We start from the raw sequence: 11,649 nt of genomic DNA, 5'->3' as shown, positions 1-11,649 counted from the left end.
AATTTCATAAAATTTCTTGCAAATGCCCTGTTTTATTGGATTTATTTTCATGAAAAGGTCTAAAGTTTGTGTAAGAATACATAACATAAAAAATAAATATAAAAAAATCCTCCTTCGTCTCAAAGAGACCAAAGAGGATGCAAAGTGTTTATACAATGAAGCTACTCTTGCGGAGTATGAAACGGCAACTGCCGGATGTAGCTGTCTGACAAATGCAAGAGCTCCAAAGACCGGTTAAATTCATCTTCTGTTGCGGACATTTGAGCAGCGGTATGACTCGGCAGCGGGTACACCGTGCCATCATCATAGCTGTTGCCCGGCATAAACAGACTGGTGTTGTTGATGAAAGAGCCGGATGGCAGATAATAACGCTCAGGCAAGAGATTGCTCTCCGTCGCATTCAGCAGATCCTGACCGAAGTATAGCTGCTCTTCCAGTGAAGCTCCGGTCAGATTGGCTACCGTCGGCAGGATGTCGATCTGTCCGCCGATCTGCGGCGCAACGCCTGGCTCGATGCCCTCACCGTAAATCATAAACGGAATGTTAATCATATCGGCGGTCACATATTCACGGCCCAAAATTTCGCGCATCAGCTGCTTGTCATCAGGGTCCAGAGAATAAATGGGCAGCCCCAGATGGTCGCCATATACGATAATGAGGCTGTCTTCCCAGATGCCGTCCTGCTTAAGCTGCTCCATAAACTGCCCCAGCGCGTAATCGGCATAATTCTGCGAGCGAATATAGTCTCCCACGAAGGTATCCTCATAGCGCTCCGGCAGCTCCATCTGATGCTTCTCCTCCGGAATCGTATACGGATGGTGAGCCGTCATGGAGATGACCTGGGCGTAGAAGGGCTGTTCCGCCTCATCCAGCTGCTTCATTTGTGAAGCGGTCTTGCGATACAGGGTTTCATCAGAAGCGCCGAAGAACACCTGATCCTCTTCCCCGAAAAATGCCTTGTCATAATAATGATCAAAGCCCAGAGCCTTGTACAGCTCTCCACGATTCCAAAATTCCACAACATTTGTATGGAAGGTGGCCGACTGATAGCCATCCTCCTTCAGCAGCTTCGGAAGGCTGGGCAGCTGCCGGTCAGCATAGTGCTGGGTCGCCGCACCTCGGGGCGGAATGTAGAAGGAGGTGTTGACCACAAATTCGGCATCCGAGGTGTTTCCCTGGCCGACATTCTGGTAGAAGTTCGGGAAATAGAGGCTCTCTGCCGCGATCTTGTTCATGTTAGGTGTAATTTCCTGACCATCAATGCTTAAATTCATCAAAAAGGTCTGGAATGACTCCATCTGGATCAGGATCACATTCTTGCCTTGGGCTATGCCTTCATAAATCGTTGCGGCTGCCGGAGTTATCCCCTTGAGCTTCTGGATCCGTTCCTGTGTAATGCTATCTGCATCTGCAAGCTCAATCTCCTCCGACTTCAGGATGGTGTAAAGCTCATAGTTGAGAATGCCCATCTCTTGCGCCTGGACGATTTCGTTCATGGCCGAGCGGTTGGGAAGTATTTGAAAGATGCAGAGCAGCAGCGAAAAGACAAACACCACCGAAGCCAATGAACGGCGGGTTCTGCGGGCGTGCTTCTGCTTCCAGGCCTTCACATTGTCATTTCTCCACAGCAGCATAAACAATACAATAATGTCAGTAAAAATGAGCAGAAAATGAGGGTCCATCAGTGAGAATACACTGTTACTGACCGCAGTAACCTGATTCACCTGCTCCAGTGCATGATAATTGACCATGACGCCGTAATATTTGTAATACATGATGGCCGCGAAAAAAATAGCGGTGAGCAGCAGGTTCACCGACATATACACCGCCATTTTGCGCTTGGAGGCAAAGCCTTCAATCAGGCTGAAGATCAGCCAGATAAACGGGATTTCTGCCAGCAGCGGGCGCCAGGGCATAACGTCGTCAAAGATGACGGCCCAGGCCAGGTAGCTCTTGAGCACCATAAGGACGGAAAAAAAGATAAAGGGCTTCGTCATCGTCATTGTCAGCCTAAGCCGGTTCTGTGCATACACGGATAAACCGCCTTCCTTTCATTCATTTGAAGCAAAACAGCTCTCATCAGGCGCTGCTGTATTCAAACAATATTTGTAAGGGATTAACAAATTGTATTATGACTCGTTTTGTAAAGGAAGTCAAAAGGCTGTTAACCAAACTACCCAATGCCTACCAAATGTTTACCCTTTTATTAAAGGAGTGTAAACAGGTCAAATCTATACACAAAAAGAACACCGGCATCCTGCACCGGTGTTCTTTCGCATTCAAAGCAGAGGATAAAATTACTCCTGCACGGCAGCCGGGACAGCGGGCGCTATCCCGCGGCGGGAAGCCCAGATCATACTGAGGACGACACCGCCGACCAGAATGCAGGCTCCGAACAAATACGGAATGTTAATGTGAACATCGAACAGGTTGCCTGCAATCGCCGGACCTACGATGTTACCCACGCTCATATAGGCATTGTTCATGCCGGCCACAAAGCCTTGTTCATTGCCAGCCATCTTGGACAGCAGGGTATTGATCGCAGGGCGCATGATAGCTGTGAACACAAAGAACAGGACCGAAATGCCCAGCACATACCAGAAGTTGCTGGAGAGCAGCAGCAGCACCATGCAGACAGCCGCCGCCAGGAAGCTGGCAGAGATCAGCTTGATTTCCCCGAACCGGCGAAGAATTTTGTCAATCAGCATCGCCTGGATGACCGTTCCCACCAAAGCGCCCACCGTAATGACGACAGAGATCTGCTTTGTGGAGAAGTTATAGCTGGCATCAGCGTAAAGCGGGAAGATCGCTTCAAAATTCATCAGGCCCAGTGTCAGGACGAACACGAGCAGCAGTGGTACGAAATACGGCGCTTTAGCCGAGAACACGAACTGCTTGAAAATGTTCTCCTTCTTGGCCGTAACCGCCCGCGCTGCCAGCTGCCGTTCCTTGCTCAGCGTCTCCGGGAGAATGATAGAGGAGAGCACCAGGGCAACCGCAGCTACAGCGGCGGAAACGTACAGGGGTGTACGGATGCTGACCTCCGACAGGAATCCGCCAACGCCGGGGCCTACCACGAAGCCGAGAGACATTGCTGCTCCGAGCATACCCATGCCCTTGCCGCGGTCCTCATCGGTTGTAATATCGGCGACAAACGCCATCATTGGCGGAATCAGGGCCGCGCCGCCCATACCACCGAGCAGGCGGGACAGGTACAGCATCCACACCTCTCCTGCGAAGGCGAACAGCAGCTGGGACAGGGTAAAGAGGGCCAGACCGGCAACGATCATCTTCTTGCGGCCATATTTGTCAGACAATTCACCGACAATCGGCGAGAAGATAAACTGGGTGAGGCCGGAGGCGGCAACGAGATAGCCGGCCGTCTTGCCGCCTGCTCCAAATTCCTTCAAAAACTCAGGCAGGATCGGGATAATCAAGCCGATACCGAGCATCGCGATGAACATATTGACCATCAGCAGAACGAGCGGACCGGTCTTTTTTTGCTGTATAGACATGAGTAGTCTCCTTCTATATATATTCGTGCTTTACATCAAGACATCCGACTGGACTATAGCCCGTGAGAAAGCTACTGGCTTATCGTAGCAGGGTTTAAGGAGCACAGGCAATAGATGATTTAAAAATTTACACATACTTCAGAAAATTTACATGACGCTTCGGATTCCGAACAGATGAGTGAACAATCCACTCATAATTTTGGATTCATCGGGCATTCTATCCAGTGCAAGCCGTTTACAAAGGAGAGATGCAGATGAATCACGATTCAGATAAGCGCCGTATGGAAGGGCCAAACCGTGAAGCAGCCGGAGAAATGGAAACCGGGCAGACGCTGACAGACCGTCAGGGCCATCCGATCCACGACAACCAGAATGTGCGCACCGTTGGCGATCGCGGACCGACGACGCTTGAAAATTATCATTTTCTGGAGAAAATCACTCACTTTGATCGGGAGCGGATTCCCGAGCGTGTTGTTCACGCCCGCGGGGCTGGCGCGCATGGATATTTTGAAGCGTATGGCACGGTGGGAGATGAGCCGGTATCGATGTACACTCGGGCCAAGCTGTTTCAGGAGCAAGGCAAGCGGACACCGGTATTTGTCCGGTTCTCCACTGTGGTGCACGGCTCCGGCTCCCCGGAAACACTGCGCGATCCCCGCGGCTTCGCGGTGAAATTTTATACCGAGGAAGGCAACTGGGATTTGGTGGGCAACAATCTGAAAATCTTTTTTATTCGCGATCCGCTGAAATTTCCTGATATGGTGCATGCGTTCAAGCCGGATCCGGTGTCAAATGTCCCCGGCCCTGTGGGCATGTTCGACTTCGTCTCCCGTTCCCCGGAAGCTACGCATATGATCACGTTCCTGTTCTCCCCGTGGGGGATTCCGGCGAATTACCGCCAGATGCAGGGCTCCGGCGTCAATACATACAAATGGGTGAACGCCGAAGGGAACGCCGTGCTGATCAAGTATCACTGGGAGCCGCTGAAGCAGGGCATCCGCAATCTGACGCAGAAGGAAGCCAGCGAAATTCAAGGGATGAATGACAGTCATGCGACCCAGGATCTGTACGAGGCGATCGAACGCGGAGAGTATCCGGAGTGGGAGCTGTGTGTGCAGATCATGAGTGATGATGAGCACCCGGAGCTGGAGTTCGATCCGCTGGATCCTACGAAGCTGTGGCCGCCGGAGCAGTTTCCGTTTCTGAAGGTAGGCAAGATGGTGCTCGACCGCAATCCGGAAAATTATTATAACGAAGTGGAGCAGGTCGCCTTTGGCACCGGCGTGCTGGTGGATGGACTGGATTTCTCGGACGACAAGCTGCTGCAGGGGCGTACCTTCTCTTACTCAGATACCCAGCGCTACCGGGTCGGTTCGAACTATTTGCAGCTGCCGATCAATGCACCGAAGAAAAGAGTCGCAACGAACCAGCGCGGCGGACAGATGCAGTATTACGTGGACCAGGCTCCGGGGCAGAATCCGCATGTGGATTACGAGCCGTCCATGATGGATGGCTTGAAGGAAGCGCTGCAGTCCGGCAAGCCGCACGAGCCCCACTATAACGAGCGTCTGGTGCGCAAGCCGATTGAACGAAGCCTGAACTTCAAGCAGGCCGGCGACACCTACCGCGCGTTTGAGGAATGGGAGCGCGAGGAGCTGGTCAGCAATCTGGTCGGTGCCCTGTCCCTGTGCAGCTCGGAGATTCAGGAGCAGATGGTGAAGCATTTTACCGAGGCTGACCAAGACTACGGCCGGCGCGTGGCAGAAGGGCTCCAGCATCATACCGGCGGGGGCGATATGCGGGAGCAGGCTGTGGAAGAAGCGAAGCGCGAGGGTAAGGAAGCCGATCCTTATTAAGCATTCATGGAACGCCGGCAGGACGATGGTCTTGCCGGCGTTCACTTGGACGCGCTGGAGAACGCTTACCTCTAAAGTTACGGTCAGTGACCAAGCAGCGATATATGCAAGGATCATGCATTCATTAATTCCAGCAAAAATTTATGCAAACCCCGTCAATGAAGGGTAAACATGGTAAAATAACGAGGTTGTTAGCAATGAAGAATTCATGAAGCGGGGGTAAGCTAGTCATGAGTGAACAGAACGCAACCATCAAAGCGGGGTTAATCGGATTTGGCCTTTCGGGCTCCACGTTCCACGCTCCGATCCTGTCCAGTATACCGGACTATGAGATTGCAGCGGTGGTCTCCTCCCATCCGGAGAAGGTCTACAAAGCTTTGCCAGAGGCGGTTGTCTATAGCCAGGTGGAGCAGCTGCTGAATGATGCCTCGATCGACGTTGTCATTGTGACCAGTCCCAATGCGACGCATTATGAGTATGCCAAGAACGCAATCGAAGCCGGGAAGCATGTGGTCGTAGAGAAGCCCTTTACCGTAACCTCAGAGGAAGCCAAGGCTCTGATTGCTCTGGCCAAAAACCGCGGCGTGCTGCTGACGGTGTATCAGAATCGGCGCTGGGATAATGATTTCCTGACGGTACGCAATCTGCTGGAAACGGGTGCGCTGGGCCGGCTCTCGCTGTATTATGCCCAATTCAACCGGTACCGTCCCGATATCAAAAACAGCTGGAAAGAGCAGGGCGAGCCCGGCACAGGGCTGCTTTATGATCTGGGCTCACACCTGCTGGATCAGGCGCTGGTGCTGTTCGGCAAGCCCCAATCCATCTGGGCGGATCTGCGGGAGGAGCGTCCCGGCTCGGCGGTGACGGACTATTTCCACCTCGTGCTGGCGTATGAGAACCACCGTGCCATTCTGCATGCGGGCTCGCTGGTACGTCAGGCGGGACCGAGGTTTGAGCTGCACGGAGATAAAGGCAGCTTCCTCAAATACGGGCTTGATCCGCAGGAGGGCCAGCTCAAGCAGGGACTGCGGCCCGGCGATCCCGGCTGGGGCGAGGATCAGCCTGATCAGTACGGCGAGCTTGCTACCGAGTTCAGCGGCCTTGCTGTACAGGGGCAGATTGATACGCTGCCGGGACGCTATCACGCTTTTTATCAGGGGCTTGCGGAGGCCATTCGTTCCGGCTCTGTGGTGCCGGTGAATCCCGAGGATGCTCTGAGCACCATCCGGCTCATTGAGTATGCGCTGGAAAGCCACCGCAAGGGCTGCGTCATTCAGGTGGAGGAATAGAGTCCCCTTTACATAACAAGCCGTCCTCAAGGGAACAGTAGACGGGATATGTCCTATGGCGGCGGCCACCGGCTGAGCTTAGTGCCAAAGGGCAAAATTTCGTTCTAGAGGAGGTATTCACCGTGAAAACCGTGAAGCCAGGCTCCCGATGGTTGATTTTTTCGGTTTTACTGCTGTGTACGGCGCTGCTGACATATCTGCTGCTTCCGGCTTCAGTCCATGGAGAAGGGCGGGCCTTTCATTTCGGCTTCAAAAAAAGCGAGGGCGGTAAGCTTCCCTCCATCGACCAGGAGGGCTTCAAGGAGCTCTTGAAAAAGCACGGAGCGGTATTTATGGGCGATCCGGCCCGCAAGGACCTGTACCTGACGTTTGATAACGGGTACGAGAACGGGTTTACGCCGGCAATCCTGGATACGCTGAAGGTGAAGCAGGTGCCGGCGGCTTTTTTTGTCACGGGCCATTATGTAAGAACGCAAGGTGATCTCTTGAAGCGAATGACCGCAGAGGGACACATCATCGGCAATCATTCGTGGAGCCATCCGGATGTTTCGGCGATTACGGAGGACAAGCTGCGGCAGGAGCTGGACCGGGTGAAGTCAGAGGTGAGTGCCGTAACCGGCCAGCAGGAGATGAAGTATTTGCGGACTCCGAGGGGCATTTTTAATGAGCGTTCTCTTGCGGTGAGCAAGGAAATGGGATATACGAATGTGTTCTGGTCGATCGCCTACATGGACTGGGACGTCAATGCGCAGAAGGGACCGCAGCATGCGCTTCAGAAGGTCACGGCCCAGCTGCATCCGGGAGCCGTGCTGCTGCTGCATTCTATCTCCCGGGACAATGCCGAGGCCCTTGGCGATATCATCGACGAGGCCCGCAAGCAGGGCTACGAATTCAGGAGCCTGGATGAGATGGATGCCAAGCTGCCTTAAGCCCTGACCGCAAAAGCTTAAAATGAGGGTGCAGGGGTAAAAGTGGGGCAGGCATAAGCATACGCGCAAGCAGATCAGCAGATGCCCTGGAGGCCGGAAACGGCTTTCGGGGCATTTTTGATGGGGTCTGCTTTGCAGCCTCCTTCACGATTACAGGGGGAACGGGAGTTTGGTATAATACGGATCAGAAACCTGTACGCTAAAAAAGGAGTCTGTACCGCCTATGTCCCATAGAATTGAAATATCGGTCCGGCCGCTGGTAGAGTACGTGTTCCGGAGCGGCAGTATAGTGTCCGGCTTCCGTACCTCCTCCTCCCTGACCGAGGGAACGAGAGCGCATCAGCTCATCCAGCGGAGCTATGGAGAGCAGGACCAGAAGGAAGTGCATCTTACGGCTGAAATTCCGTGCGGCGACCTGATTTTTGCAATTGAGGGGCGCTGTGACGGATTGATTCTGTCTGGGGACGGGCCGGTGATTGACGAAATCAAGTCCACCGCCGGCACTTTGGAGGAGATTCAGGAGGACACCTATCCTGTTCACTGGGCCCAGGCTCAGATGTATGCCTATATGTACAATCGTCTTCACCCGGAGACGCCGATTACGGTGCAGCTGACCTATATTCAGATTAGAAGTCAGGAGATCAAGACGTTCCGCCGGACCTTGACGGCTGCCGAGCTTGAGGATTTTGCCCTTGGTGTAGCGGAGAGCTACGCTCCGTATGCCCGGCTCCGGCTTCAGCATGCACAGCAGCGGGATGAGAGCATCCGGCAGCTTTCGTTCCCTTTTCCGGATTACCGGCAGGGGCAGCGAAGGCTGATGGGAGCGGTCTACCGCAGCATTGGAGAAGGGCAAAGGCTGTTTGCGAGGGCACCGACAGGGATTGGCAAGACGATCTCGACGCTTTTTCCTTCGATAAAAGCGATGGGAGAAGGCACGCTGCAGCGGATCTTCTATTTGACGGCGAAGACCATTACCCGGACCGCCGCAGAAGAAGCGCTGGAGCACCTTGCTGCCGGGGGGCTGCGGCTGCATGCCGTAACCTTGACAGCGAAGGACAAGATTTGCTTCGGGGCGGAAGAGGGCTGCACTTCAGAGGGCTGTGTGTTTTCCGAAGGATATTATGACCGGATCAATGGGGCGATTCTGGATCTGCTGGAGCATGAGACGTCAATGACCCGGCCGGTTATTGAGGCCTATGCGCGCAAGCACCGGGTATGTCCGTTCGAGTTCTCTCTGGATGCGGCTTACGCGGCCGATGTTGTCATTTGCGATTACAATTATATTTTTGATCCCAAGGTGTCGCTGAAGCGGATGCAGGAGGATACCAAGAAATCCTCTGTGCTGCTGGTGGACGAGGGTCACAACCTGGTGGACCGTGCCCGCAGCATGTATTCGGCGGAGCTGAGGAAGTCGATGTTCCTGGACGTGCAGCGCGCTTTTAAAGAGCGGAATCCCGGAGTTTATCAGGCAGCCAAGACGGTGAACAACCGTTTTATTGTGCTGCGCAAGGTAAGCGGGGAGGAGCCGCGGGTGGTCGGCTCGAGTCAGCCGGAAATGCTGGATGAGCTGCTGGAGGCGTTTGTGCAGCAGGCAGAGCCGGAGCTCATGAGCGGGCGGGGCGGCGAGGAGAGTGAGCTGCTGCTGGAGTGTTATTTTGCGGCCCAGGGATATTTGCGCATTTCCCGGCTGTATGATGAGCGGTATGTCACCTATGCGGAGATGGACGGCAGTGAGGTCTTTCTGAAGCTGTTCTGCTTAGACCCCTCGCATCTGCTCCGGCAGGCGGGCAAGAACTTCCGGTCCACCATTATTTTCTCCGCCACGCTGACCCCGCTAATGTATTACCGGGACATGCTGGGTGCGGAGGAGGAGGATTACAGCCTGTCGATCCCGTCTCCGTTCTCTGCGGACCAGCTGGAGGTGAAGCTGCTACCGGTCTCTACACGCTACAAGGACCGTGAGCGGAGCAAGGGAGCGATCCTTTCGCTGCTGACAGGGCTGGTGAAGGAGAAGCCGGTGAACACGCTGGTGTTTCTGCCGTCTTATCCATATATGCAGGAGATCCATGCGGCGTTTAGCGCGGCACATCCTGAGATGCGCACGCTGCTGCAGGGTCACGGGATGAGTGAGGGAGAGCGGGAGGCTTTTCTGGGTGCGTTCCGCCAGAGCGGGGGCGGCCCCATTGTCGGGTTCGCGGTCATGGGCGGAATTTTTTCGGAAGGCATCGACTTGAAGGGAGAGCGCCTTTCTTCCGTCGTGGTGGTCGGAGTCGGGCTGCCGCAGCTGTCATTTGAGAATGACATCATTCGTACCTATTTCGACCGTCTTGGCAAAAATGGCTACGATTACGCCTACGTCTACCCCGGCATGAACAAGGTGCTGCAGGCCGGCGGGCGCCTGATCCGCTCCGAGAGCGATACCGGCACGCTGGTGCTGGTGGACGACCGGTTCCAGAACCGGCAGTACCACCAGCTGCTGCCGGAGGAGTGGCGGAGCTACAAGCGGCTGTAAGCCGAGAACCGCGCAGGTCCATGTCGATGGCATGGGCCTTTGATATATCCGCCGCCTTCCCCCGCGCTCAACGAACGCGAAAAACCGAACTCGATGCGCCCGCCGCCCGCCCCCGCGCCCAATGAACGCGAAAAACCGAACTCGATGCATCCGCCGCCCGCCCCGGCGCCTAATGAACGCGAAAAACCGAACCCGTTGCGTCCGCTGGTCGCCCCCGCGCCCAATGAACACGAAAAACCGAACTCGATGCGCGCGCCGCCCGCCCCCGCGCCCAATGAACGCGAAAAACCGAACTCGATGCGCCCGCTGGCCGCCCGCGCGCCCAATGAACGCGAAAAACCGAACTCGATGCGCCCGCTGGCCGCCCCCGCGCCCAACGAACGCGAAAAACCGAACTCGTTGCGCCCGCTGGCCGCCCCAGCGCCCAATGAACGCGAAAAACCGAACTCGTTGCGCCCGCCGCCCGCCCCCGCGCCCAACGAACGCGAAAAACCGAACACATTCAGCCTCACGCTGCCCAAAACTAGGGACGAATGTGAGCAGGCGCATCCATTTGACTTCACACTTTCCTCAAGTATATATTTAGGTTACCTAATTAATTAGAAAGCTATGTAAAGAGAGCGACTGGCATATTATTAGTTTTACAGAGAGCTACTGTCATCAATTACACCGTTGTCAGACAAACTATCATCACTGAGCAGCCCGTCATCTACTGAGCCATCACGCGATCCATCATCCGGTGCACCGCCACCATGAACGAGAAGTAATCAAAATGGAGTGAATAAGCATAAGAAGCGAGGTGTGGCATGGCAGATTTTCATCGACCTCCACGGACGGAGGACCATAAGAGCAGCAATGGAAAAGGGGGTCACCCGTTGAACGAAAGGGAAAACGAAAGCGAGAGCACTCCCGATGAGCCTATCACGGACACCCCTTCCTCGAGCATAGAGGAGCCTCCTCAATCGCAGGAGCCTCCGCAATCGCAGGAGCCCTCGCCCCCGCAGGCGCCTCCCTGCAGCGAGGTGCCTGACCTCCAGGCTTCTTGCGACGAGGAGCCGGAGGATGTCTGGGGTGAGGCAGCGCGGCAGCTGATGAAGTCATTCGGGCTGTTTCGCAAGCGGCCGTGGGAGCAGATGTCCCTTGGCGGCTATACAGCCGGTGAAATCAAGGTGCTGATGACCTTGAAATTTCATGCAGGCATGCAGGAAACAGACAGCCTGAAGGTGTCCGAGATCAGCAGCCGGATGGGCGTGACGTCCCCGACGATTACCCAATTCATCAATGGCCTGGAGGCAAAAGGCCTCGTAACCCGCATTATGGATCCGCAGGACCGCCGCGCAGTGCGCGTGGAGCTTACTGAGGAGGGGCAGCAGATTGCGGATCAGGCGCATGAGGCGTTCCGGGCGCATTTTAAAGGGCTGGTGCAGTACCTGGGCCGCGAGGAGAGCGCGGAGCTCGCTCGCCTGCTCACGAAAGTATACATCTATTGGACCGAGCACGAGGCAGCGCCTCCACCGCCGGGATCTGAAGCGAAGGGAGAAGAATAGA

General features: G+C 55.0%; 8 protein-coding genes. 6 read left to right on the top strand and 2 right to left on the bottom strand.

The window, feature by feature from the left end; translation table 11 throughout:
* Positions 1-161 precede the first annotated feature (161 nt).
* Both ACH6EH_RS08810 and ACH6EH_RS08805 read right to left on the bottom strand, forming a co-directional pair.
* Positions 162-2,003, bottom strand: a complete 1,842-nt coding sequence (locus ACH6EH_RS08810; RefSeq protein WP_397332134.1) for an LTA synthase family protein — start codon at positions 2,001-2,003, stop codon at positions 162-164.
* Positions 2,004-2,297: 294 nt separating this feature from the next.
* The gene (locus ACH6EH_RS08805; RefSeq protein ID WP_397332016.1) at positions 2,298-3,515 is read right to left on the bottom strand and encodes an MFS transporter; all 1,218 of its coding nucleotides are present in this window, start codon (positions 3,513-3,515) and stop codon (positions 2,298-2,300) included.
* A 248-nt stretch (positions 3,516-3,763) separates the two neighbouring features.
* Here ACH6EH_RS08805 and ACH6EH_RS08800 point away from each other — a divergent pair, with 248 nt between their 5' ends.
* From ACH6EH_RS08800 to ACH6EH_RS08775, 6 genes are all read left to right on the top strand, one after another.
* On the top strand, positions 3,764-5,371 hold the full coding sequence (locus ACH6EH_RS08800; protein ID WP_397332015.1) for a catalase: 1,608 nt from the start codon (positions 3,764-3,766) through the stop codon (positions 5,369-5,371).
* A 230-nt stretch (positions 5,372-5,601) separates the two neighbouring features.
* A complete protein-coding gene (locus tag ACH6EH_RS08795; protein WP_397332014.1) occupies positions 5,602-6,660 on the top strand; it encodes an oxidoreductase in 1,059 nt (352 codons plus the stop codon).
* Positions 6,661-6,845: 185 nt separating this feature from the next.
* The gene (pdaA, locus tag ACH6EH_RS08790; RefSeq protein ID WP_397332133.1) at positions 6,846-7,589 is read left to right on the top strand and encodes a delta-lactam-biosynthetic de-N-acetylase; all 744 of its coding nucleotides are present in this window, start codon (positions 6,846-6,848) and stop codon (positions 7,587-7,589) included.
* Positions 7,590-7,812: 223 nt separating this feature from the next.
* Positions 7,813-10,101 carry an ATP-dependent DNA helicase gene (locus ACH6EH_RS08785; RefSeq protein ID WP_397332013.1) on the top strand — a complete coding sequence of 763 codons (2,289 nt, stop codon included), beginning with the start codon at positions 7,813-7,815 and terminating at the stop codon, positions 10,099-10,101.
* Between the two features lie 39 nt (positions 10,102-10,140).
* Complete coding sequence (locus ACH6EH_RS08780) at positions 10,141-10,704, top strand: hypothetical protein (protein ID WP_397332012.1); 564 nt, start codon at positions 10,141-10,143, stop codon at positions 10,702-10,704.
* A gap of 272 nt (positions 10,705-10,976) precedes the next feature.
* Entirely contained in the window at positions 10,977-11,648 is a 672-nt protein-coding gene (locus ACH6EH_RS08775) for a MarR family winged helix-turn-helix transcriptional regulator (protein WP_397332010.1), read from the top strand.
* The last annotated feature ends 1 nt before the right edge of the window (position 11,649 follow it).

Origin of the sequence: Paenibacillus sp. JSM ZJ436, assembly GCF_044383795.1 — a bacterium.
In the GTDB taxonomy this organism is placed as follows: domain Bacteria; phylum Bacillota; class Bacilli; order Paenibacillales; family Paenibacillaceae; genus Paenibacillus_AQ; species Paenibacillus_AQ algicola.
Note: the sequence above shows the minus strand (reverse complement) of the source record. Positions and strands in the feature narration are given on the sequence as shown.